This is a genomic window from Enterococcus sp. DIV1059_2 (assembly GCF_051713685.1).
GTDB classification, from domain to species: domain Bacteria; phylum Bacillota; class Bacilli; order Lactobacillales; family Enterococcaceae; genus Enterococcus_D; species Enterococcus_D casseliflavus.
The window spans coordinates 2,012,012-2,035,202 of the sequence record NZ_JBIOQK010000001.1; the positions used below are offsets into that span (position 1 = coordinate 2,012,012).

Annotated in this window: 23 protein-coding genes; 5 read left to right on the forward strand and 18 right to left on the reverse strand. The window is 42.4% G+C overall.

From position 1 onward, the window contains the following. Positions 1-6: 6 nt before the first annotated feature. From IGI72_RS09370 to obgE, 4 genes are all read right to left on the reverse strand, one after another. Positions 7-795 (reverse strand): SDR family NAD(P)-dependent oxidoreductase, encoded by a 789-nt coding sequence (locus tag IGI72_RS09370; protein WP_015509761.1) that lies wholly within the window; start codon positions 793-795, stop codon positions 7-9. Beyond that, a complete protein-coding gene (rnz, locus tag IGI72_RS09375) occupies positions 779-1,735 on the reverse strand; it encodes a ribonuclease Z (RefSeq protein WP_034857404.1) in 957 nt (318 codons plus the stop codon). The genes IGI72_RS09370 and rnz overlap by 17 nt, the downstream gene beginning before the upstream one ends. A 72-nt stretch (positions 1,736-1,807) precedes the next feature. After that, positions 1,808-2,383 (reverse strand): DUF456 domain-containing protein, encoded by a 576-nt coding sequence (locus IGI72_RS09380; protein WP_010748409.1) that lies wholly within the window; start codon positions 2,381-2,383, stop codon positions 1,808-1,810. A 180-nt stretch (positions 2,384-2,563) separates the two neighbouring features. Continuing rightward, the gene (gene obgE, locus IGI72_RS09385; protein WP_005226173.1) at positions 2,564-3,877 is read right to left on the reverse strand and encodes a GTPase ObgE; all 1,314 of its coding nucleotides are present in this window, start codon (positions 3,875-3,877) and stop codon (positions 2,564-2,566) included. A 248-nt stretch (positions 3,878-4,125) separates the two neighbouring features. On the opposite strand from obgE, the gene gap reads away from it, so the two are divergent. Further along, positions 4,126-5,136 carry a type I glyceraldehyde-3-phosphate dehydrogenase gene (gene gap / locus IGI72_RS09390; protein WP_005226174.1) on the forward strand — a complete coding sequence of 337 codons (1,011 nt, stop codon included), beginning with the start codon at positions 4,126-4,128 and terminating at the stop codon, positions 5,134-5,136. 50 nt (positions 5,137-5,186) lie between these two features. Here the strand turns inward: gap and IGI72_RS09395 are convergent, their stop codons facing one another. Both IGI72_RS09395 and IGI72_RS09400 read right to left on the reverse strand, forming a co-directional pair. Beyond that, the gene (locus IGI72_RS09395) at positions 5,187-6,137 is read right to left on the reverse strand and encodes an alpha/beta hydrolase (RefSeq protein WP_231435259.1); all 951 of its coding nucleotides are present in this window, start codon (positions 6,135-6,137) and stop codon (positions 5,187-5,189) included. 178 nt (positions 6,138-6,315) lie between these two features. After that, the gene (locus IGI72_RS09400; protein WP_060791964.1) at positions 6,316-7,407 is read right to left on the reverse strand and encodes a DUF871 domain-containing protein; all 1,092 of its coding nucleotides are present in this window, start codon (positions 7,405-7,407) and stop codon (positions 6,316-6,318) included. A gap of 182 nt (positions 7,408-7,589) precedes the next feature. Between IGI72_RS09400 and IGI72_RS09405 the strand changes: the two genes are divergently transcribed. Next, on the forward strand, positions 7,590-8,339 hold the full coding sequence (locus tag IGI72_RS09405; protein WP_438753938.1) for a peptidylprolyl isomerase: 750 nt from the start codon (positions 7,590-7,592) through the stop codon (positions 8,337-8,339). 50 nt (positions 8,340-8,389) lie between these two features. Here the strand turns inward: IGI72_RS09405 and fabZ are convergent, their stop codons facing one another. Further along, positions 8,390-8,830, reverse strand: a complete 441-nt coding sequence (fabZ, locus tag IGI72_RS09410) for a 3-hydroxyacyl-ACP dehydratase FabZ (RefSeq protein ID WP_005226178.1) — start codon at positions 8,828-8,830, stop codon at positions 8,390-8,392. A gap of 206 nt (positions 8,831-9,036) precedes the next feature. Between fabZ and fabI the strand changes: the two genes are divergently transcribed. Beyond that, the gene (gene fabI, locus IGI72_RS09415; RefSeq protein ID WP_005226179.1) at positions 9,037-9,792 is read left to right on the forward strand and encodes an enoyl-ACP reductase FabI; all 756 of its coding nucleotides are present in this window, start codon (positions 9,037-9,039) and stop codon (positions 9,790-9,792) included. A gap of 147 nt (positions 9,793-9,939) precedes the next feature. Beyond that, a complete protein-coding gene (locus IGI72_RS09420; RefSeq protein WP_438753940.1) occupies positions 9,940-10,857 on the forward strand; it encodes a mechanosensitive ion channel family protein in 918 nt (305 codons plus the stop codon). A gap of 35 nt (positions 10,858-10,892) precedes the next feature. Here IGI72_RS09420 and cbpB read toward each other — a convergent pair whose 3' ends face one another. The 8 genes from cbpB to IGI72_RS09460 form a co-directional block, all read right to left on the reverse strand. Beyond that, positions 10,893-11,396, reverse strand: coding sequence for a cyclic-di-AMP-binding protein CbpB (cbpB, locus tag IGI72_RS09425; RefSeq protein ID WP_005226181.1), 504 nt, complete (start codon positions 11,394-11,396; stop codon positions 10,893-10,895). A 109-nt stretch (positions 11,397-11,505) separates the two neighbouring features. Continuing rightward, a complete protein-coding gene (locus IGI72_RS09430) occupies positions 11,506-12,018 on the reverse strand; it encodes a metallophosphoesterase (RefSeq protein ID WP_005226182.1) in 513 nt (170 codons plus the stop codon). Next, on the reverse strand, positions 12,015-13,367 hold the full coding sequence (gene rph, locus IGI72_RS09435; RefSeq protein ID WP_005226183.1) for a ribonuclease PH: 1,353 nt from the start codon (positions 13,365-13,367) through the stop codon (positions 12,015-12,017). Before rph ends, IGI72_RS09430 begins: the two co-directional genes overlap by 4 nt. After that, complete coding sequence (racE, locus tag IGI72_RS09440; RefSeq protein WP_010748417.1) at positions 13,368-14,183, reverse strand: glutamate racemase; 816 nt, start codon at positions 14,181-14,183, stop codon at positions 13,368-13,370. A gap of 232 nt (positions 14,184-14,415) precedes the next feature. Beyond that, the gene (locus IGI72_RS09445; protein ID WP_005226185.1) at positions 14,416-15,072 is read right to left on the reverse strand and encodes an amino acid ABC transporter permease; all 657 of its coding nucleotides are present in this window, start codon (positions 15,070-15,072) and stop codon (positions 14,416-14,418) included. Between the two features lie 17 nt (positions 15,073-15,089). Beyond that, entirely contained in the window at positions 15,090-15,737 is a 648-nt protein-coding gene (locus IGI72_RS09450; RefSeq protein WP_005226186.1) for an amino acid ABC transporter permease, read from the reverse strand. 11 nt (positions 15,738-15,748) lie between these two features. Continuing rightward, a complete protein-coding gene (locus IGI72_RS09455) occupies positions 15,749-16,558 on the reverse strand; it encodes a transporter substrate-binding domain-containing protein (protein ID WP_005226187.1) in 810 nt (269 codons plus the stop codon). Between the two features lie 18 nt (positions 16,559-16,576). Then, entirely contained in the window at positions 16,577-17,314 is a 738-nt protein-coding gene (locus tag IGI72_RS09460; protein WP_005226188.1) for an amino acid ABC transporter ATP-binding protein, read from the reverse strand. 268 nt (positions 17,315-17,582) lie between these two features. Between IGI72_RS09460 and trpS the strand changes: the two genes are divergently transcribed. Next, on the forward strand, positions 17,583-18,590 hold the full coding sequence (gene trpS, locus IGI72_RS09465) for a tryptophan--tRNA ligase (RefSeq protein ID WP_123834505.1): 1,008 nt from the start codon (positions 17,583-17,585) through the stop codon (positions 18,588-18,590). A gap of 402 nt (positions 18,591-18,992) precedes the next feature. Here the strand turns inward: trpS and pheT are convergent, their stop codons facing one another. The 3 genes from pheT to IGI72_RS09480 all read right to left on the reverse strand — a co-directional run bounded on the left by pheT (position 18,993) and on the right by IGI72_RS09480 (position 23,132). After that, a complete protein-coding gene (pheT, locus tag IGI72_RS09470; RefSeq protein WP_438753943.1) occupies positions 18,993-21,413 on the reverse strand; it encodes a phenylalanine--tRNA ligase subunit beta in 2,421 nt (806 codons plus the stop codon). After that, on the reverse strand, positions 21,414-22,460 hold the full coding sequence (gene pheS / locus IGI72_RS09475; RefSeq protein WP_005226191.1) for a phenylalanine--tRNA ligase subunit alpha: 1,047 nt from the start codon (positions 22,458-22,460) through the stop codon (positions 21,414-21,416). A 351-nt stretch (positions 22,461-22,811) separates the two neighbouring features. Continuing rightward, complete coding sequence (locus tag IGI72_RS09480) at positions 22,812-23,132, reverse strand: winged helix-turn-helix transcriptional regulator (protein WP_005226192.1); 321 nt, start codon at positions 23,130-23,132, stop codon at positions 22,812-22,814. Between the last annotated feature and the right edge of the window lie 59 nt (positions 23,133-23,191).

The following is a 23,191-nucleotide window of genomic DNA, read 5'->3' on the forward strand; positions in this document are numbered from 1 at the left end:
CAACTCCTATTTTTTGTTGAACATCGTTCCCGCCATATAATCGCCGATTGAAGGAAACAGGGTATATAGTTTCGCAGCAGCGCCTAAAATATGTGGGCGATTGATTTCTCGTTTTGGATGGATCATCGCTTTGACGATCGTTTGCGCTAATTTGTTCGGTTCGAGCACTAGGCTGCCCACCGACGATAAGTAACTACCGCTTGGGTCTGCTTGGTCAAAGAATGCCGTTTCGATCGGTCCAGGATTGACCGTTGTTACGTTGATCCCTAATGGTTTTAGTTCTAAACGTAATGCGTTAGAAAAACCGAGCACAGCAAATTTTGTTGCAGAGTAGACGGCCGTTTTTGGCGTAGCGATCTTACCTGCGATCGAAGCAACATTTATGATATGACCATGCTTTTGTTCAGCCATTTGGATCGCTACTTGCTGGGTCAAAACCATCATGCCAAGCACATTGACTTCGAACATATTTCGGATGACCGCCGGGTCCATCTCTGTAAATTCTTGAAAGATCCCGTAGCCAGCATTATTGACGAAGACATCGATCTTACCAACTTTTTCATTGATTTTTTCTAGTAAGCGCTCCACACTTTCAGGATTTGCTACATCCAATTGAAACGCATACGCTTCTTTGCCGCTTAATTCCATACATTGTTCTTTGACTTTTCCAATCAGATTCGTTCTTCGGGCACAAGTCACGACGATCGCACCACGTTTTGCGGCTTCATAACAGATTTGTTCTCCAAGTCCAGCAGAGCCACCTGTTACAACGACAACTTTATTCTCTAAATTCATCTGTTTCTTCCTCTCCGGCAAAAGGGATCTCGACAATATCAAAATCTTTGACGATCAACGTATTTGGAAATACTTCTTTTGCTTCATTTACTAAATTTGTAATATCTTTGCCAACGTAACGCGCACTGATATGGGTCAACAGCAAACGCTTCGCTTGAGCTTCTTGTGCCACTTCGGCAGCTTGCCGCGTCGTCGAGTGAAAATAAGCGCGAGCCAACTTGGCTTCTTCTTTGTTAAAGGTACTTTCATGCACCAATACATCCGCATCTTCTGCTAGCAGTACGGCGTTTTGACATTTACGCGTATCACCTAATATCGCCACGATCCGACCTTTTTTCGCTTGGCCCAAGAAATCAGCCCCATTGATTTGACGTCCATCATCAAGGGTAACTACTTCACCTTTTTTCAAACGACCGAAGAGCGGCCCAGGTTTCAACCCAAGTTCCAGTAAAGCCTGCACTTGCAATTCCCCTTGATGGCTTGCTTCAACAATCCGATAACCAAAACTGTCAATGCCATGATCAAGGCGCAGACACGATACTTCAAATTGCTGATCTTTAAAAAGAATCCCTTCTTCTTCAATCTCGAAAAAATGTAAGGGGTAGCTGACTTTGGTCTGAGAAATCCGCAAAACGGTTTGAACGTATGCTTTGATCCCCTTGGGTCCATAAATCTCTAGAGGCGTGTCGCCTCCTTGAAAGGAGCGGCTGCTGATCAATCCTGGCAACCCATAGATATGGTCACCATGAAGATGAGTGATAAAGATTTTTTCAATCTTTCGTGGACGAATCGTAGAATGCAAAATCTGCATTTGCGTCCCTTCGCCACAATCAAAAAGCCAAACGGCATTCCGTTCATCTAAAAGTCGTAACGCAATGCTGGTCACGTTTCGATGTTTCGCAGGCACACCTGCGCCTGTTCCTAAAAATTCTAATTCCATAAGCTTCTTTCCTTTCATCTCTTTCCAATTTTAGCGGAAAAGAAATCAAGTTGCAATTGAAGCTTGTGGATTTTATTTCTCAGATTGGCGATCTTCTGCGTCGTTATGAGAGTTTTTCCAGTCTTCTTGAACGCGTGCTTTGGTGGATTCTTCGACTTTCTTAGCCGTTTCAATCTCTGCTTCCACTTCATCGTAGTCAAAGCGCGTGATGTCACCGCCTAATTCATTCATGATCAATTGATTCAAAGGACGATTGTCTTCTTCATCTGCGATCAATAATAACCCCGTATCACCAACACCAATTTGGTTTCCGACATGTTCAAAAAGCATTTGCGCATTTTGGATCTCTTTTGCATCACGAGTAGCACCGATCATACTGCCACCAAACCAGCCCAGCATGATTCCTAAAGGTCCGCCTAGCACACCAACGAGCATCCCGATCAATCCACCCGTTGATGTCTTATTGTTCCCAGTAAAATCGAGAAAGTCCTCGACTTTAAATTGATGCACGCCTTCATTGGTGTGGGTAAGAACTGCCATTTGTTCCCCTTTGATCTTCCGTTCCATATGCATCCGTTTCACTTCCGAAAAGGCTTGGTACGCTTTGGCACTGGCATCAAAATTCATTACAATGACACGTTTTGACATAAAAATCGCTCCCTTTGGTTTATTTGTTCTCTTCTTTATTTTAACAGTAAATCATTTAAATGAAAAAAGAAACCAAAAAGACTACCAATCATTGATTTCTTAGTGAAAATCAATGATCGGTAGTCAAATGCACTGCAGCTAAAAAGGTATTTTTTAGGCAAATGATGTTCTTTTAAACGATTATTCGACAAACTCGAACTCGAAGTTGCCGATCCGAACGATATCGCCGTCTTTGGCACCGCGCGCCCGTAATGCTTCATCGACACCTAAACCACGCAGCTGACGAGCAAAACGCATCACGGTCTCATCATGATCAAAATTCGTCATCTGGAATAGTTTTTCGATTTTTTCACCGCTCAAGATCCAAGTTGCATCAGGATCGCGATCAATTGAGAACTCTGGTTCATCCGATTGGAAGCCATAATGAACAACATCTTCTTCCATTTCTTCATCGTATAAAAGAAACTCAGGAGTGACTTCCAATAGATCCGCTGTCGCATTCAACAAGGCATCGATTCCCTTACGAGTGACACCAGAGATTGGGAAAATCATTGGTTCATCCGCGAACTCATCCGTTTTTTCTTTTGCCAGCTGCTCTTTGAAAAGGGCTAGGTTTTCTTCAGCATCCGGCATATCCATCTTATTGGCAACGATGATTTGTGGTCGCTCTAGTAAGCGCAAGTTATGGGTCGACAATTCATTGTTGATGGACAAATAGTCCTCGTATGGATCGCGTCCTTCCATGCCACTCATATCGATTACATGTAAAATGACGCGGGTCCGTTCGATATGGCGTAAAAACTGAGTCCCTAAACCAACCCCTTGTGAGGCTCCTTCGATCAGACCAGGTAGATCAGCGACCGCAAAACTACGGCCATCAGTAGTTGTTACCATACCTAAATTTGGTACCAGCGTGGTAAAATGATACGCACCAATTTTTGGTCGAGCAGAGGAAATCACAGAGAGTAATGTAGACTTCCCAACTGAAGGGAAACCAACTAGACCAACATCTGCTAAAACTTTTAATTCGAGCTCGATTTTTCTTTCTTGACCAGGTTCTCCATTCTCAGCTAATTCTGGGGCTGGGTTTTTCGGAGAGGCAAACCGAATGTTGCCACGGCCGCCACGGCCACCTTTAGCAATCACTAATGTTTGGCCTTGCTCAATCAAATCACCTAATAAGGCACCTGTTTCAGCGTCACGAACGGTCGTTCCCTGTGGTACTTTGATGTAGGTATCATCTGAGCCACGACCGTGCATTCCTTTACTCATGCCGTTTTCCCCGGGTTGCGCTTTAAAATGACGATTAAAACGGAAATCCATTAATGTACGCAGACCCTCGTCTACGACTAAAATGACATCACCACCACGTCCACCGTCACCACCTGCGGGTCCGCCGTCTGGGACATATTTCTCTCGGCGAAAAGCAACCATTCCGTCGCCGCCTTTTCCTGCTTTGACATCGATTGTCACTTGATCTAAAAACATGGACATTATTTGTCCTCCATTCTTTTTTTACTACCTTCTATACTTTTTGATTATCAGTTATCTCACCTTAAGTGGTTACTATTTCTCTAATAAGAAAGTCTATTTTATTGTAACGACCGAAACGTCTTTTGTCTATCTTTTCTCATGGGTTTCCGTAAGAAATCGCGAATTCTTAAGGGTTATTCTTTGACAGTCACTTGAAATCGTAGCAAACTTTTAAATGTACCAGACACAATCAAAGGAGGAAACAAGAAATGACAGTAAAAGTTGGAATCAATGGTTTTGGACGAATTGGACGTTTGGCTTTTCGTAGGATCAAAGAAGTTTCTGCCGATATTGAAGTTGTGGCAATCAATGATTTAACGAGTCCAGTCATGTTAGCACACTTATTGCAATTTGACTCGACCCACGGCACGTACCCTGGAACTGTTACTGCAACGGATAATGCTATCGTTGTCGATGGCAAAGAGACCCGTGTGTACGCTGAACCAGACGCAAGCAAAATCCCTTGGGCAAAAGAAAATGGCGTCGATATCGTTTTAGAATGCACGGGTTTTTACACTTCTGCAGAAAAAGCACAAGCCCATCTTGATGCGGGTGTCAAACGAGTCGTTATCTCCGCACCAGCTGGTAATATGAAAACGATCGTTTACAATGTCAACTCCGACACGTTAACACCAGAGGATACTATCATATCCGCAGGTTCTTGTACGACCAACTGCTTAGCTCCGATGGCCTACTTCTTAAATGAGGAATTCGGGATCGAAGTTGGTACGATGACGACGGTACATGCCTATACTTCTACCCAAATGCTATTGGATGGTCCGGTAAAAGGCGGAAACTTAAGAGCCGCTCGGTCCGCTGCAGATAACACGATCCCTCACTCGACAGGTGCTGCTAAAGCGATCGGTCTAGTTATCCCAGAATTAAATGGCAAATTACAAGGACACGCCCAACGGGTTCCTGTCGTCGATGGTTCTTTAACAGAATTAGTCTCAATTTTGAAAACCAAAGTAACCGCCGATGAAGTCAATGAAGCGATCAGAAAACACACCGTCGATAATCCGTCATTCGGTTACGATGACCGTGAGATCGTCTCTGGAGATGTGATTGGTACCACTCAAGGTTCTATCTTTGATCCGACACAAACAGAAGTAACCACGGCTGGCGATTTCCAACTGGTGAAAACCGTCGCTTGGTATGATAATGAATATGGCTTTACTTGCCAAATGATTCGTTTGCTAGAAGAATTTGCTCGTTTATAAGCCAAGGGTCAAGCAAAAAGTGCCGGTTCTTTTTTTGAACCGGCACTTTTTTATTCACTTGCTGGGTGATCGTATTTGTCCAAAAAAGCTGCAATTTTTTCTTTATAAAGCGCTGGATCTGTTTTGTAGCTTTTCGCATGCTCGGCACCTGAAACAACCCACTTTTCTTTTGGTGCATCGGTCGCGTTATACAAAATTTCCAGCATCGAATAAGGAACAAACGTATCCGCATCGCCATGGATAAAAAAGATTGGACGCGTATTCTTTTGCAGTTGTTTGACTGCATCTGCTTCACCAAAGAAATACCCCGCTCGGATTTTTGTGACAAGGCTAGTGACATTCATCAATGGAAAGGCAGGTAGACCAAACAATTGATCGAGTTGATAACCCAATTCTTCATTGACGTTGGTATACCCACAATCTTCAATGATAGAAGTGACATTTTTCGGCAAGTCTTCCCCACTGGTCATCATTACCGTGGCAGCCCCCATACTGATGCCATACAAAGTGATCGTTTCTTCAGGACCATTTTTTGCGAGTACTTCATCGATCCATTGCAGATAATCCTTACGTTCGTGCCACCCAAAACCAATATAATCTCCTTCGCTTCGACCATGCCCTCGAGCGTCTGGAACCAAGACATTATAGCCTAAATCATGATACATCTTAGCATAGTCCGCCATCGTTTCTGCATTCCCCATGTAGCCATGCGCGATGATCGCCGTTTTTCCTCGATTCTTCTCCTCCGCCGGTAGATAAATGGCGGATAATTTTAAATCATCTTCAGAAGTCAGCTGCCACATCTCACGATTTGCTGGATCTGTAAACCAATTTTGCGATTCATTTCCTGTCTGATTTTCATCCGTACCTGGGGTATCTCCTTCCAAAAAATCTTTTTCTGAAGGAACCACCGCATAATCGTAAAAATAGTTTCCTGCATACCCTAATCCTGCAATTGCTAATACAGCCACTCCGATGGCAATCTTCCAGCGCAATTTCACACTTGTCACGTCCTCTTGTTATATAGTTTACATAATATTATTATGGTTTCATCGTTCTTCATGGAAAGAACCCACTACATAAATTACCGTTTTTTGCTCGTGTTTGTCAATTGCAAGCGCCCAAAAAGAAAACCATTGCCAACACGCTTTGTTGGCAATGGTTGATTTCTCGTGATAATTAGTTATTTTCGACCAATTTAAAACTTGACCAAGGTTTCAAAAATTCTAATAAGAATAGTTCCTCATCAGCGATCTTACCAACGACATTGACGCGACCATCATTTTTCATTGCTTTCAAGGCGATTTGCGTCTCACCTTTGTATTGTCCATAGCCAGCATTATCGATCAAGACATCCCCTCTTACCATATCACGGGTATCATGAGGTGGAAATTCCTTGTCTTTATAATAGATCCGCGTCATCGTTGAACGCAAGATGTACTCTGAGCGATCTCCTCGATAGCTATGCAGATTATCGAAGAGACAAATTCGTTCATCTTCAGTGATTCCGTCAACGACATCGACTCTTAATGTCGGATAATCAGCATGAAACGCTTCAGCCATTGCTGCCAATTCTGCTTCTGAAGCATAGGCATTTCCAATAGAGATATCATCGATCAAACCAGTCAACACTAAATGTTTGACTTGTGTAGCTAGTGGCAGATCACGATGGTCTTCCAAAGAGCATAAACCATCTTGTGTTGGCCATGGACCGAAATCAGCTTCGTGAGAATTCACGAAAGCCATCGTATTTAAATTGTATTTGCGGAATTTTTCCGAACAAAAAACAAAATGGTCATAGCCTAACCCTGAATAGCGATGAGGATAAAAGTTATGCGAACCGAGTAAATTTTCAGTATTAGGTGAATAACTCATGATGTTATCCACGTAGCTCGTGCCGCTGCTCATATTGATTTCGATTTTGATCCCGTAAGGATTACGGGTCATTTTGGCTTCTTCTGAACCAGTGAAACCAATATCTAACCGAACACCGTAAGCCCCCATCTCATCAAAGAAGGATAAATCATCATAAGAAATACCTAACTGTTCGAATAAACCAGGATTGATATCTACCATGACTTCCATTCCTAACTGATTGGCATAATCTACGACTTGCTTAAAGTCTGCCAAGACTTTTTCTTTGTCATCGTTGATTTGCAGCAAACTGGTAAATACCCGTTTAAAGCCGTATTTGTGTGCCAAGTCTAGATACGCTTTGTCCTTTTCAAACGTTGAGCGCTCTGGATAAATCGATATCCCTAATTTTCCCATCAAAAAAACCTCCTGTAAATTCTATCCGTTTATTATAATGAATCCTCTTTCATTATAGCAAACATCTAAAAAGTGGTCTACACCTTTCCGTCTGTTTCTTTCACATTCCACAAAATCTGCGCTTTCTTCTATGTCTCTTTTTTGTTATGATTATCAATAAGAAAACTGGAAGGAATGAAAGAATGAAAAAAATTCTATTCACACTGACAGCAGCTGCTAGCCTTTTATTATTAGCTGCTTGTACAGGTTCAAGTACCACCGATCCCTCATCAAGCAATTCGGCAGAAAGCACGTCAGCCTCAGAATCTGTTGACTTGAATGCCCTGGAATTGCCGCAATTATCAACGGATGTGCAAGAGAATGAAGCTTTAGTTGAAATGGTAACGGAAGAAGGCTCGATCAAAATCAAACTTTTCCCAGAGATCGCGCCCAAAGCAGTCGAAAACTTTTTGACCCATGCCAAAGATGGTTATTATGACGGCTTGACTTTCCATCGTGTCGTAGAAGAGTTTATGATCCAAGGGGGCGACCCTAATGGTGATGGCACTGGCGGAGAAAGCATTTGGGGCGAAGGATTCGGCGAAGAATACTCCAACCAGCTTTATCACTTGCGAGGCGCATTAGCAATGGCAAAATCAAGTGCGCCAAACAGCCAAGGCAGTCAATTCTACATCGTTCAAAATGATCAAGATGTATCCGACGGTCTAGCGATCCAACACTATCCTGAAAAAATCATCGAAGCCTACAAAAATGGTGGAACACCACGATTGGACGGCAGCTATACTGTATTTGGTCAAGTGATCGAAGGCATGGATGTCGTAGATAAAATTGCGCAAGCAGAAACCCAAGACTCTGGCAATGGTGAGAATTCTCAACCAGTTGAGCCAGTGAAGATCGAAACGATCAAGGTCTTACAAGAAGCCAAAGAATAAATAAAAAACCGCTGAAGTCTCCGATATTCAGGAATTTCAGCGGTTTTCTTTTATTTTTGGTCGCCAACGATAAAGGTGAATTCGCATTCCGCAGCTTTTTTGCCGTCCACTGTAGCGACCGCATCAGCAGTTCCTACAGAGCCTTTGATTTTAGTGATCTCGAAAACAAGTTTCATGGTATCTCCCGGAACAACTTTTTGACGGAATTTGGCTTTGTTGATGCCGCCGATATACGCCGTTCTACCTTGGAATTCCTCGGATTTCAAGATCAGGATCGATCCTGCTTGTGCCAATGTTTCTAAAATCAAGGCACCTGGCATTACTGGATTTCCTGGGAAATGTCCTTGGAAAAAGTCTTCATTGATGGTGACATTTTTCGTTGCGATAATCTTTTTGCCAGACTCGATTTCATCGACGTAATCAATATATATAATTGGGTAGCGATTTGGAATCAAATCCATGACTTCTGTTTCAGTCAATAGTTTTTTCATGGTTTCCCTTCCTTGCTTAAGAATTTATTATAGTTTGATTATCAAAGTATCATAGTTCAGCGAAATTCGCAACTAAATATTTATTAAGAAAAAAATAGTTTGACAATCAAACAATTATGCTTAATAATTAGAAATCAAGATAGTTTGATTTACTATTTGTCATTATACGTATTTTATTATTGTTGAATTTATTAAGGAGTGGAATTATGAGTTTTTTAACCGGTAAAAAAGTTGTCGTCATGGGCGTTGCTAACAAACGCAGTATCGCTTGGGGCTGTGCACAAGCATTAAAAGCACAAGGAGCCGAAGTGATCTACACGTATCAAAACGACCGCATGAAAAAGCCTTTAGAGCGCTTATTGGAATCTGATGAATTTGTAGTGGAATGTGACGTCGCCAATGACGAAAGCATTGCTTCCGCCTTTGAAACGATCAAAGAATATGCAGGTGAGATCCACGGTGTTGTCCATGCCGTTGCTTATGCCAATAAAGAAGATCTATCTGGCGATATTTTGAATATTTCTCGTGACGGTTATGCTTTGGCGCAAGACATCAGCAGTTATTCATTGATTGCCGTCACCAAATATGCCAAACCAATCTTAGCTGAAAATGCTGGAATCGTTACCCTTTCCTATTTAGGTGCCGAACGGGCAGTACCGAACTACAATATGATGGGGATTGCAAAAGCCGCTTTAGAATCAAGCGTCCGCTATTTAGCTGCTGAACTTTCACCGCAAAAAATCCGTGTCAATGCGATTTCAGCCGGTGCCATCAAGACGCTGGCAGTAACTGGTGTAAAAGACTATCAAAAACTGATCCAATTGTCAGAAGATCGAACACCTGATCATATTGGTGTGACGATTGAAGAAGTGGGCAATACTTGTGCCTTCTTGATCAGTCCATTATCAAGCGGGATTATCGGCGAAGTGATTTTCGTTGATAAAGGCGTTCATTTATCTTAAACAATAATTGTCATAGAAAAGTCTGCTATTTGCCTACCCGTTGGCTAAGCAGGCTTTTTCTGAAAAAAACAGGTATTTCAGAAAACCTCCTTTGCATTTCTATTTTATCTTCGTTAAAATAGATGCAGTAAGACTTGGAGGGATTTTATGAAACAACTGCTACTTGCAACTAGCACGACCGATTCAAGTGGTTCCAGCATTACCGAACCAGCAGCTGCTCAGCTCAATGCATTACAAAAATGGTGGGCATCGATCGACTGGGAATCGATCATTGGCCTACTGATCCAAAAAGCACTGATGCTGCTTTTTTTGTGTATCTTATTCGGAATTTTATTAAAAATAAGCAACATGATCATTGACCGGATCTATCGGTCCTATGAAAAAAAAGCCACCTTCAATGTGAGTCGAATCAACACGATCCATACCCTGATCCGCAATACGGTTCATTACACATTAGGCTTCTTTTTTGTCTATGCTCTCCTTTCAACCATCGGCGTACCTGTAGGCTCGCTACTAGCCGGTGCCGGAGTCGTCGGTGTCGCCCTCGGTCTCGGCGCCCAAGGCTTTATGAATGACTTGATTACTGGCTTCTTTATAATTACCGAACAACAAATCAACGTTGGTGATTACGTCCGCTTGACCAACCTGACGCTTGAAGGTACGGTGACGGCCGTCGGTATTCGGACTGTTCAATTAAAATCCGTTGACGGAACCGTTCATTATATCCCAAATCGTAACATCACGACCATCAGTAATACATCCAGAGCCAATATGCAAGTCGTGGTAGACGTACGTATCTTACCATCTGAAGGCTTAGATGAAATACGTGCCATCATTGAAGAAGTCAATGAACAGATTGCTCAGCAGCACGAAGAAGAGATTCAAACGGCCCCTACGGTCTTCGGTCTGGTGGATCTAGGGAACAACAACTTTGCAATTCGCACGACCATGTATGTGACCAACGGTACGCAATGGAAAATCAAAGAGGAATTTTTGGCCGCATCGATCGATGCTTTAACTGCCAAAGGCTATACGATCCCCAATGCGCCGATCGTCGGTATTTAAAAAAAGGTTATCCCGAAACTGGGATAACCTTTTTTCTATACCACATGCAGTTCATCTGTCATCTTTGGGGCATCTTCTTTCGAAATCAGCAAATAGCGTCTTTCGATTTCATGCGCCAAATGATTGACGGATTTTAAAATCTCTTTGCGGGTGATAATCCCAACAAAGACATTGTCATCATCAACGATCGGCAAGAATGCTTGATCCACTAACAGATGCAGCATACTTTCCAACTCATCGTTTTCTTTGATGCAATTCACATTGACTTCCATGACATCTGCCACAGTCAGCCCTTCAATATTTTCCATACTGAAGCCAGTGAGATCCATCATTCGTTCTACGATGTTTGAGAGGCTGATTAAGCCGACTAAATGGTCCTCACTATCTAGTACTGGGATCTTTGAATAGCCCACTTTTGATAAAACAAGCAATGCGTGACTCAAAGGGTGGTTATAAAATACCGATGCCACATTCTCTGCCGGCACCAAGAAATTTTCTTGATTCTCGAGTAATATTTTTTCTACGGTCTGTCCTATCAATCTAATTGCCTCCATTTCACAGCTACTCTTCTATTTTACTTGAAAATGAGAATAGAAAGTAGAAACCTGCAAAATTATAATGAAATTTTTACTTTTTGATTCCGCTTACTTAACGTGTAAAAACGAAAGCTAGCTCTGGGACTTTATGAAAGGAACGATCATAGTATTGGATTGCCCATTGTTCTGGCGTACTTTCAATAATCGCAAAACTTTTGATTTGAATTTGCCCTCGCGGTTGGGAAATACTGCCGGGATTCAAGAAAAGTCGATTCCCGACTTTCTCACAAGCAATTTGATGCGTATGACCAAACAAAGCGATCGAGGCATCTGCTTGTTGCGCTTTTAAGCCTAATTTGGTTACGCCAAAACGAACATCCGCCAAATGGCCATGGGTCATATAGATGGTATCCAGCGGCGTTTTAACGATACGCTCATTCGGAAAACCACCACCGTAATCGCAATTGCCACAAACGACTTGGAATGTTTCCCATAAAGGATCCGTTTCAGGAAGTTCTGAATCCCCACAATGAAGGAACAAATCGACTTGATTTTCGAATTCATTTTTAAGATCAACAAGAATCTCACGATCTGAATGATTGTCACTGACAACTAAGTATTTCATACATTTTCTCCTTCTAACCACTCCTGCCACTGTTCCTGCAGTTTTTTGATTGCTAGACCACGGTGGCTCACTCGGTTCTTTTCTTCTTGACTCATTTGGGCTGCGCTTTGCTCTGAACCATCAGGAATAAACAATGGATCGTAGCCGAACCCATTTTCTCCGCGAGGGATGCGGCCGATTCTCCCCGGCCATTGAGCTTCAACCACCAAACTCTCTTTTCCTGGCGCTGCGAAAACTAACGTACAGTGAAATTGGGCACTGCGTTTGTCATCTTCGACATCCGTCAATTCATAGAGCAATTTTGCATTATTGGCAGCGTCACTTTTTTGCTCACCAGCAAATCGAGCAGAGTACACCCCTGGTCGTCCCCCTAGTGCATCGACTTTCAGTCCTGAGTCATCAGCTAACACCGGTCTTCCCAAAATTCTGGCGATGGTTTCGGCTTTAAGGCGGGCATTTTCTTCAAAGGTGGTGCCGGTTTCTTCAACATCTGGCAAGGAAGGATAGTCTTTTAAGGTACGGACATCGTAACCTGCTGCGCCAAATACGGCTTTAAATTCCTTGGCTTTTCCTGGATTGCCTGTAGCAATGACGATCGTTTTTTCGGGAATCTCATAAGGGGGTTCATCTGGTAAAAACAGTGCCTCTTTTTGATAGGCGATCAATTCTTCGATAGCTGTTTTTCCGTAGATCAGCATCTCATTCAACTGCTGACCATCAAAGGTCGCTTCTTCCCCAGTTCCTTGCAATTCGACAAATCGACCAGATTCCGTCATCACCAAATTCATGTCAACAGCAGCTGAAGAATCTTCTTGATAATCGAGATCGGTCACACAGGTGCCATCTGGTAAGATCCCGACACTAATTGCTGCTAAATGCTCCTTGATTGGATCTTCCGTCAACGCTTTGTCACGCAACAAGGTATCGATAGCTAAACGCAACGCGACAAATGCGCCGGTAATACTAGCTGTTCGGGTACCGCCATCTGCTTGAACGACATCACAATCGACCACGATACTGCGCTCCCCTAATTTTTCTAAATCGACTACTGCGCGCAAGGAACGAGCGATCAGCCGTTGGATCTCCATCGTCCGACCAGAAAGCTTGCCTTTGGCACTTTCTCGACGATTACGAGTGTTGGTCGCTCGTGGGAGCATACTGTATTCGGCTGTGACCCAGCCTTTTCCCGTATCTCGTAAAAACGGAGGGACCCGATCTTCAATCGTTGCCGAACAGATCACGGTTGTGTCACCAAAAGAGATCACAACCGATCCTTCGGGGTGTTTGTAGACGTTGGTTTGAATTTTAACTGGTCTTAACATTGTTTCTTTTCTGCCATCATGTCGCATTTAAAAGCCTCCTAAATCAGTGTGAATCGATGAGATCGTGTCTAAATCAAGCCAATCATTGGCAATCTCATCAAACATTTTCGGTGAACCAGTAGTAAAAAATGCATGTTGCGGATGCGGATCGTCCTGACTCGTTGCAGCAATGGAAAAATAGTCCAACAAGGTACTGACTTCCCCCACCGTTTCTGCCCCTGAATCAATCAGCTGGATATGAGCCCCCAATTCATTTTGGATCAAAGGACGCAATAAAGGATAATGGGTACAACCCAAAATCACTGTATCTAGCCGTTTGTTTTTCAATGGACGCAACGTTTCTGCCACGATTTTCTTGGCGACCGAGCTATGGTATTGTTTGCTTTCTACGATCGGCACAAACTTCGGGCAAGCCAAACTGACGACGGACGCATGGGGCGCTTTGCCATGAAGCGCGCGCTTGTAAGAGTCACTTTTGATCGTTCCGTTTGTCCCGATGACACCGATTCGTTGGTTTTTGCTTGCTTTGACTGCTGCTCGACTGCCAGGCAGGATCACGCCGATCACTGGGATCGTTAGTTGTTCTTTGATTTCTTCAAGGGCGACCGCTGTCGCTGTATTACAAGCGATCACCAACATTTTAATATTTTTTTCTAATAAAAAACGGGTCATTTGCCACGTATACTCGATGACTTGCTCAGCAGGTCTCGGACCATACGGGCATCTGGCTGTATCTCCCAGATAAAGAATCGATTCGTTGGGTAATTGCTTGATTGCTTCTTTGACGACCGTCAACCCACCAACACCAGAATCGATAAAACCAATTGGTCTGTTGTTTGTCATAGTTTCCATCCTTTACATGAAAGAAAGAGTTTGGTGCATTTTTCTCTCTTATTCATTTTGGACTTTTTTTGACTATTTTTCAAGTATTCCTTTCGCTTGTAAAAAAAGCTTTCCAAAAAAACCACGAAACGGTCAAAAATGAAAAAAGCCCCCACGATTGGCTTACACCCCACAAGTTGCACTTGCATGGGTGAAAGACCGATCGTGGGGATGTTTTTGTCGATTATTCGTTTTAGTAATCATACTGACGTTTTTCCAAAAAGCCAGAAAGCAATGACAAGGCATAACAAACCAAAAAGTATAAAACAGTCATTGCCAAAAACATAGGCAAAACATAGTTTGTATTTTGGCCATAAATGATTCGAGCATGATGAGTCAGCTCTGGTAAAGAAATAATCACGGCTAATGACGTATCTTTGATCAAAGAGATCAACTGACTGACGATCGCTGGCAGCATCGCTTTAAATGCCTGCGGCACGACGATGCTCCGCAATACTTCGACATAGCTCAACCCTGTAGACAAACCAGCTTCCATCTGCCCTTTTGGCACAGAATTCAAACCAGCACGAAAGATTTCAGAGAGCATCGCTGATTCAAAAATCGTCAACGCCACAACCGCTGACCAAAAAATATTAAAGCGGATACCGATCTGCGGCAATGCAAAGTAAGTGAAAAAGATGATCAAGAGCAAAGGCAAGTTACGAATAACATCGATCACGACACCTAATACTTTAGAAAAGACTGGGATCGAGCTGAAGCGCAAAATACCGGCGATCCCTCCGATAATAAAGCTAAATAAAATCGATAGGATCGACACTTCAACTGTTACCCGCAAGCCATCGATCAAGAAGCGAATGTTAATCGCTGAAAAAGCTTCAAAAAAGTCCATAGTTCGTTAGCTCCTTTCTATGAGCGGACAGCCCAACGCCGTTCCAAGTAAACCATCAAATAAGACAATGGTAGGGTAATGATCAAATAGAAAAGACCAACAATGATATACGTATCAAATGTATTGAAGGTCTCACTTGCGATCAAATCGCCTTGATACATAATATCTAATCCTGCGACCATCGCCAAAATTGATGAATTTTTGACAAGATTGATAAATTGATTGCCTAACGGCGGTACGACGATTTTAAATGCTTGAGGCAAAATAATGTAGCGCATCGCTTGGCTGTAAGTAAAACCAGAAGACAAGGAAGCTTCCATCTGGCCTTTAGGGACCGTTTGAATCCCTGAACGGATCGTCTCAGCGATAAATGCCGATGTATAGATCGTTAAGCCGATCGTTCCTGCTTGAAAGCCGTCAAAAGAAACCCAATACATTGGCACAACGACATAAAAGAACATCACGATGATCAATAAGGGAATATTTCTAAAAAACTCAACATACGCTTTGGCAATCCCTTTGATGAGGCGATTGTCTGACAACTGAAAAATTGCCATTAAGGTTCCGATCAAAAGACTAAAAAACAGTGCGATCAAACTCGCCATGACTGTGTATTTAAAGCCTTCAATAAACTGACCGGTATACGTTTGAAATAATTCAACCATTCAGTTTCCTCCTACTCTACTTTTCCTGATTCGTCTTCAGGGAACCACTTGTTGTAAATCTCATCATAGGTTCCATCTTCACGCATTTCCCGCAACGCTTGATTCACTGCATCGAGAAACGGCTTTTGTCCTTTATTGATGGCAATCCCATAAGGTTCTTCTGTAAAAGTTTCGCCAACTAAATGGTAATTGGGATTTTCACTCGCCATCCCTAATAAGATCGCATTATCCGTGGTCATAGCATCCCCTTGACCAGATTGTAAAGCGGTAAAGGCTTCCGCATAATTCTCAAGTTCCAAAATTTGCGCTTCTGGTGCTGCTTCACGAATGTTGACAGCTGAAGTAGAGCCTTTCACGACCAATACAGTGGTATCTGCGGTCAAATCTTCGATCCCTTGGATTGGACTATCTTTTGCGACTAATAAAGATTGGCCTGCATCAAAGTAGACATCGGAAAAATCGACCTGTTTTTTACGTTCTTCCGTGATAGTCATCGTGGCGATGATTGCATCGATGTTGCCGTTTTTCAAAAGAGGAATCCGGGTTTTTGAGGTAACTTCAACAAAGATGGCATTGCCATCACGACCTAAAATTTTCTCAGTGATTGCACGAGCGATATCAATATCGAATCCTCGTACTTCTCTGGTCGCGATATCCATTAATCCAAAAAGACGGGTATCGTTTTTTACGCCCCAAACGATCTGATTCGTCTCTTTGCTGTTTTCTAAAATATCGATCTCTGCGGCACTTTGTCCTTTACAACCTGAGAAAGTCACAAGGGCAAAGGCTAAGACTAGAAAGGAAAATATTTTCTTTCTCATAAGGGTTCCTCCTATTGCTTAATGATTGCTGACTTTGCTCAAGAATTGTTTTGCACGTTCGTCTCTTGGTGCATCAAAGAATCCATCGACATCGCGCCGATCCTCTAGGACTTGTCCTTCCGCCATAAAGACGATTCGATCTGCTACTTCACGGGCAAAGCTCATTTCATGGGTAACAACGATCATGGACATGCCTTCACTGGCAATTTTTTTCATGACATCCAAGACATCACCAATCATTTCTGGATCCAATGCTGACGTTGGCTCATCAAAAAGCAGCATTTCTGGTTTCATCGCAAGCCCTCTGGCAATAGCGACCCGCTGCTGTTGTCCGCCAGATAACATGGAAGGATAGGAATCTTTTTTATCTAACATCCCTACCCGATCAAGAAGCTTTTCCGCCAAATTGATGGCTTCTTGCTCATTTTGTTTTAATACTTTGATCGGTGCCAACGTAATGTTTTCTAACACGGTTTTATTTGGATACAAATTGAAATGTTGAAACACCATGCCGATGTTTTTTCTAATTTCTGTCATTTTGACATCTTTGTCAAACAAGTTCTTGCCATTGACCAATAATTGACCACCTGAAATGGTTTCTAGACCATTAATCGTACGGAGCATTGTACTTTTACCAGATCCTGAAGGTCCAATAACAACAACGACCTCACCTTTTTCAAATTCAAGGTTGATGTTTTTTAATGCATGGAACTTTCCGTAATATTTCTCTACGTTCTTAAATTCGATCATTGCCATTGATTCACACTCCTAGCTTTTTTTAAAATTAAATGAGTAATTGGAAAGATTTGATTCATATTATAGCTCAATCTTTTTTCATTTGTAAAGGTGCTTTTCCAATGTTCCCCCCCTTATTTCTGAAAAGACAAGTGCTATTTTACTTTGATGTGAGGTTTTTGTCCATGAAAATTTTTCTCACCCCATCAGATCACAAGGAGAACCGGTTGTTTCTTTTGCTAAAAAAAGGTAAGATAAACCATATAACAAAGGAAAAGGTGGAAAAAAAGTGAATACGATTTTAACTGGGGACCGCCCAACTGGCAAATTGCATCTTGGCCATTATGTGGGGTCTTTAAAAAAACGGGTCGAAATGCAAGCTGACCCTGAAAATCAGCTTTATATTATGGTCGCTGACATGCAGGCACTAACAGATAACGCGAAAACACCTGAGAAGGTCTCAGCGAATATTCTAGAAGTTGCTTTGGATTATTTAGCCGTTGGATTGGATCCAGCAAAAACAACGATGTTTATTCAATCGCAAATCCCTCAGCTCTCTGAATTGACGATGTATTATCTCAATCTAGTCAGTGTTGCTCGAGTACGACGAAATCCAACCGTTAAAGCCGAAATTGAACAAAAAAAATTTGGCGAAGGCGTCCCTTCAGGGTTCTTCATCTATCCTGTCTCTCAAGCAGCGGATATCACCGCTTTTAAAGCAAATTTAGTCCCCGTTGGAGAAGATCAAAAACCAATGCTGGAACAAACGCAAGAAATCGTGCATAGTTTTAATTCTACGTATAGTGAAGTATTAGTTGAACCAAAAGCGGTTTTACCGCCAAAAGGCATGGGACGTTTAGCGGGGATCGATGGGAACGGGAAAATGAGCAAATCACTGAACAATGGTATTTACTTAGCTGATCCAGCCGATGTATTACAAAAGAAAGTGATGAGCATGTATACGGACCCAAATCACATTCATGTCAACGATCCTGGACAAGTTGAAGGCAATATGGTCTTTACGTATCTTGATGTATTTGGCACTGAAAAAGAAAAAATTGCTGAATTAAAAGAACATTACACCCGTGGTGGATTAGGCGATGTCAAAATCAAACGCTATTTGATCGATGTTCTAGAAGCCGAATTTGCACCGATTCGTGAACGCCGTGAAGCTTTTGCAAAAGATCCCGGTGAAGTGATGAACTTATTAAAAATTGGTAGTGAAAAAGCAGAACAAGTTGCCGCCCAAACGTTAGCTGAAGTCAAAAATGCAATGGGCATCAATTACTTCTCCTAAAAAAACAAGCCTTTACGGCTTGTTTTTTTGTTTACAAATCGGAATGAATTCTTTCATACAAAACCTATGTGTCAACTCTGTGTTAGATTTCACGAGAACCCTTCCTCCCCAGACTGACACTTTGTGTAATTTGATTTGATGCTGTTTCTTGCACAAAAACCAAGAGAGCTGTCCTAAAAAATATCTTCATAAAATATGGATTAGAAAATGCATTTTTTCAGCCTTGCCAGTGTTTAAAAAAGGTTGTACCAAAAAAACTGGATTGCCTTCTATAGAGAAATCTTTTACGGCTTTCACTCAACTCCTCACATTTTTGTGTCATCTGAGCATCTATTATAATAGTAGAAAACGTTCCCCACCCAACTTCTTTGTATGGTGGAGAACGTTTTTCTACTTATTTGATTAGCGGATTTCTGCTTGAACTTTTTCTTCTAAGTTACGAGTAATTTTCGCTATTGCTTGATTGATCTCTTCATCCGTCAGGGTAGCTTCTGGATTGCTAAAGGTCAGGCTGTACCCTAATGATTTTTTGCCTGCTTCGATGTTTTTCCCTTGATAAACATCGAATAAACGAATCGCACTTAAGAAGCGACCTGCACTTTCGCGAATGATCTCCATCACGGACTGGTTATCGATCGTTTCATCAAGCAAGAGTGCCATATCCCGCGTTACTGATGGGAACTTAGAAACTGGTTGATAGACCAATTGTTCTGTTTTCGCTGCTAACAGTTGATCTAAGTTCAATTCAGCAACATAGGTTTCACTCACTTCATAATCTTTGGCGATCGATGGGTGAACTTGTCCCAAGAAGCCGATTTCTTGGTCATCTAGCAGGATCATTGCCGTACGGCCAGGATGCATCTCTTTGATAGCTGCCGTTTTTTGATAACGAATACGGTCGGTTAATGCCAACGAATCAAATAGATTTTCTAAAATGCCTTTCAAATGGAAGAAATCAACTTTTTGAGCTTGGGTTTGCCAGTCTTTCTCATGGATATTTCCTGTCAAAGCTAGCCCTAAATGATTGACTTCTGTTGGCAGCTCGTGCTTACTGTCGCCTGTTTGATAGAAGACGCGACCAATTTCATACAAAGCAACACGATTGTTTTTACGTGCCAAATTGTACGCAACGTCGTCTAACAAGCCTGAAATCAGATTCAAGCGCAAGACGGCACGCTCTTCGGTCATTGGCCAATCCAATCGAGTCACTTGGCTCGATTTATCCGTAAATTGTTGTGCCTTCTCTTCAGTGGTCAAAGCATAGCTAATGGCTTCACTGACCCCGTTGCCTTCTAAAAGAGTCCGAACTTCTCTAGTCAGACGTTGCGCTTTGGTTAGATGACCGGCAACCGTTTCTCCTTGCGGTAAAGTCGATGGCAAACGATCATAACCGTAAATACGCGCCACTTCTTCAATGATATCTGCTTCGATCGTAATATCCCAACGACGAGGTGGGACAGAAACAATATAGCTGTCTGCTTCTTGACGATGACCAAAGCCTAATGCATTAAAGATTTCTTGCACTTCTTCATCAGTGATTTCTGTGCCTAAATAGCTATTGATTCGAGCTAAAGTGATTGTAACCTCCACAGGTTCTACTGCTACTTGGGAACCTATTACTGCCCCTTTTAAGACCGTTCCGCCAGCAAGTTCTGCAATCAGTGCTGCTGCTGCATCACAAGCTTTTGCAACCGTTGCTTGGTTGATCCCTTTTTCAAAACGAGCAGAGGACTCACTTCTTAAATTGAATTTCTTTGAGGTTAAACGAATCGCTAATGGATCGAACAGCGCCGCTTCTAAAGCGACTGTGGTCGTTGTTTCCGTGATTTCAGAATCAAGCCCTCCCATGACGCCTGCGAGCGCAACGGGTGTCGTTCCGTTGGTGATAACGATGTCTTCTGATGAAAGCTGACGTGTTTCTCCATCTAAGGTAACCAGGCTTTCATTTTCTTTGCCGCGACGTACCAGTATTTCCTTGCTGTCTAGCTTTTGATAATCAAAAGCATGCAATGGTTGGCCAAATAATAACAAGATATAATTTGTCACGTCCACAACATTGTTGATTGGACGAATGCCTTCATTCATCAAGCGATTTTGCAGCCATTGTGGACTTGGGGCGATCGTTACACCATCAATGATTCGAATTTGGTAGGCGGGTGCATCGGTTGCTTCCGTGACCTTCACCTGAATTTTATCGGCAGCAGCTACTTCACTTTCATTAAGCGCAATTTCAGGAAACTTCGGTGTTTGCCGATAGATGGCACCGACTTCATAAGCAACCCCCCGCATGCTCAACGCATCCGCACGGTTCGGTGTGATCGATAATTCGATAATATGATCATCCATATCGAGATAAGGAAAAACCGGTGTTCCTACTTCTGCTTCTGCTGGTAAATAATAGATTCCTTCTGCGTATTCTTTGGGAATCACGCTATCGGCGTATCCCAATTCTTGCAATGAACAAATCATGCCGTTCGAAACTTCTCCCCGCATCTTGCCCTTTTTGATTTTTACATTGCCCGCGATTCGAGAGCCTGGTAATGCCACGATAACTTTGATGCCGCTTTTGACATTTGGTGCCCCACAAACGATTTGCGTGTCTTCTTCCTCACCAATATTTACTTGGCAAATCGATAGATGATCAGAATCTGGATGTGGTCGGCAGTCGGTCACTTCTCCGACAACGATTTTTTTTAAACCCTCTTCAGGCACGTCAATACCTTCGACTTCGATCCCAGTCACTGACATTTTGTCCGCCAGCTCTTTTGGTGTGATCTCAGACAGATCAAGGTATTCATTTAACCATTTGTACGATACTAACATTTATTGTTCCCCCTTGAACTGGCGAATGAAACGCACATCATTTTGATAGAATTGGCGAATGTCGTTTACGCCGTAGCGCAGCATTGCCACTCGATCAGGACCTAAACCAAAAGCAAATCCTGAATATTGGGTTGGATCGATCCCTGACATTTCTAAGACGTTAGGGTGCACCATTCCAGCACCGAGGATCTCGATCCAGCCAGTTTGTTTACAAACGTTACAACCCGCACCACCGCACTTGAAGCAGCTGACATCAACTTCGACCGATGGTTCTGTGAAAGGGAAATAGCTTGGTCGCAAGCGAATTTGGCGATCTTCACCAAACATTTTTTGCATCATGACTTCTAAGGTTCCTTTTAAGTCACCCATCGTAATATTTTTATCGATCACCAATCCTTCAATTTGATGGAATTGGTGGCTATGGGTCGCATCATCTGTGTCACGACGGAAAACTTTCCCTGGTGAGATCATCCGCAGCGGCCCTTTAGAAAAATCATGAGTCTCCATTGTTCGCGCTTGCACTGGTGACGTATGGGTCCGAATCAGCACTTCCTCTGAAATATAAAAAGTATCCTGCATGTCTCTGGCTGGATGATCTTTTGGCAGATTCATCCGTTCGAAGTTGTAATGATCTTTTTCCACTTCGTAGCCTTCAACTACTTGGTAGCCCATACCAACAAAGATATCTTCGATTTCTTCCATGATTTGCGTTAGCACATGGCGTGTTCCTCGGTCCATCTTTTTACCAGGCAAAGTCACGTCGATGGATTCTTCAGCAAGGGCTTTTTCCAAGTTTGCTGCTTCGATAGACGATTTTGCTTCTTCGATCGCTTCTGTCAAGATATCACGAATCTCGTTGGCATAGCTCCCAACCTTCGGCCGTTCTTCCGCAGAAAGATCTTTCATCCCCCGTAAAACTTCAGTAATGGGACCTTTTTTTCCAAGCACTTCCACTCGAATCTGATTCAAGTCATTCATGGTTGGACTTTCTTTGATTTTAAGCAATGTCGTTTCCTTCAATGCTTCTAATTTTTCTTGTAAAGACATGTGTTTCCTCCTTCTATACAGTGAATAGTGTAAAAAACGATTTGACTGGAAAAAGTGACGATCTTTTGATAAAAAGACAAAAAAAGACGTCATCCCTAAAAAAGGAACGACGTCTCGTGTTACCATCCTCATTCGCGGAAAGTTCCGCGCACTCACTTCGGCTAACGACAGCAACACTGCCGACTGATTGTTCTCAGCAAGCTCCAGAAGTGAAATTCATTTTTCGAATACAGGACTTGCTTTCAGTCTGTGACAAGTCTCCCTTTTTCTGATCCAGCCAAATTACTAGTTTCTATCAACGCTTTTTTTACTATTCATTTAAGCTTAGTTTACCTAATTTCCGTTGAGAAATCAACTGCATTCTTCCTCACGTACCCAGGTTTCTGCCCAACGCTTCACACTCATCATACTCTTTTCAAGAGCAATACCTCTTGGCGTCAAGCAGTAAAGATTGTTTTCTTTGCAGACAATTTCTTCCCGCTCTAATTCTTTCAAGCGTTCGACTAACACCCGATCACTCACTTGAGGAATCTTGTTTGCTAACTCAACAAATCTTTGTTTGCCGTCTTCAAGAAGGACATCAATGATCAAGCCGTTCCACTTTTTGCCTAAAATAGAAAAAGCTTTTTCAAATTTAGGACAAAGGGCATAATCCGATTCTACTTTTATCATTCTCCATCACCTCTTTTACCTATTATAGCATATGACTTACGAAATGTAAGAAACTAGGA

Excerpts from the sequence above, each read along its gene's own strand:
- IGI72_RS09370 (WP_015509761.1), bottom strand. The coding sequence starts at position 795 with ATGAATTTAGAGAATAAAGTTGTCGTTGTAACAGGTGGCTCTGCTGGA.
- rnz (WP_034857404.1), bottom strand. The coding sequence starts at position 1,735 with ATGGAATTAGAATTTTTAGGAACAGGCGCAGGTGTGCCTGCGAAACAT.
- IGI72_RS09380 (WP_010748409.1), bottom strand. The coding sequence starts at position 2,383 with ATGTCAAAACGTGTCATTGTAATGAATTTTGATGCCAGTGCCAAAGCG.
- obgE (WP_005226173.1), bottom strand. The coding sequence starts at position 3,877 with ATGTCCATGTTTTTAGATCAAGTGACAATCGATGTCAAAGCAGGAAAA.
- gap (WP_005226174.1), top strand. The coding sequence starts at position 4,126 with ATGACAGTAAAAGTTGGAATCAATGGTTTTGGACGAATTGGACGTTTG.
- IGI72_RS09400 (WP_060791964.1), bottom strand. The coding sequence starts at position 7,407 with ATGGGAAAATTAGGGATATCGATTTATCCAGAGCGCTCAACGTTTGAA.
- IGI72_RS09405 (WP_438753938.1), top strand. The coding sequence starts at position 7,590 with ATGAAAAAAATTCTATTCACACTGACAGCAGCTGCTAGCCTTTTATTA.
- fabZ (WP_005226178.1), bottom strand. The coding sequence starts at position 8,830 with ATGAAAAAACTATTGACTGAAACAGAAGTCATGGATTTGATTCCAAAT.
- fabI (WP_005226179.1), top strand. The coding sequence starts at position 9,037 with ATGAGTTTTTTAACCGGTAAAAAAGTTGTCGTCATGGGCGTTGCTAAC.
- IGI72_RS09420 (WP_438753940.1), top strand. The coding sequence starts at position 9,940 with ATGAAACAACTGCTACTTGCAACTAGCACGACCGATTCAAGTGGTTCC.
- IGI72_RS09430 (WP_005226182.1), bottom strand. The coding sequence starts at position 12,018 with ATGAAATACTTAGTTGTCAGTGACAATCATTCAGATCGTGAGATTCTT.
- rph (WP_005226183.1), bottom strand. The coding sequence starts at position 13,367 with ATGCGACATGATGGCAGAAAAGAAACAATGTTAAGACCAGTTAAAATT.
- racE (WP_010748417.1), bottom strand. The coding sequence starts at position 14,183 with ATGACAAACAACAGACCAATTGGTTTTATCGATTCTGGTGTTGGTGGG.
- IGI72_RS09445 (WP_005226185.1), bottom strand. The coding sequence starts at position 15,072 with ATGGACTTTTTTGAAGCTTTTTCAGCGATTAACATTCGCTTCTTGATC.
- IGI72_RS09450 (WP_005226186.1), bottom strand. The coding sequence starts at position 15,737 with ATGGTTGAATTATTTCAAACGTATACCGGTCAGTTTATTGAAGGCTTT.
- IGI72_RS09455 (WP_005226187.1), bottom strand. The coding sequence starts at position 16,558 with ATGAGAAAGAAAATATTTTCCTTTCTAGTCTTAGCCTTTGCCCTTGTG.
- IGI72_RS09460 (WP_005226188.1), bottom strand. The coding sequence starts at position 17,314 with ATGGCAATGATCGAATTTAAGAACGTAGAGAAATATTACGGAAAGTTC.
- pheT (WP_438753943.1), bottom strand. The coding sequence starts at position 21,413 with ATGTTAGTATCGTACAAATGGTTAAATGAATACCTTGATCTGTCTGAG.
- pheS (WP_005226191.1), bottom strand. The coding sequence starts at position 22,460 with ATGTCTTTACAAGAAAAATTAGAAGCATTGAAGGAAACGACATTGCTT.
- IGI72_RS09480 (WP_005226192.1), bottom strand. The coding sequence starts at position 23,132 with ATGATAAAAGTAGAATCGGATTATGCCCTTTGTCCTAAATTTGAAAAA.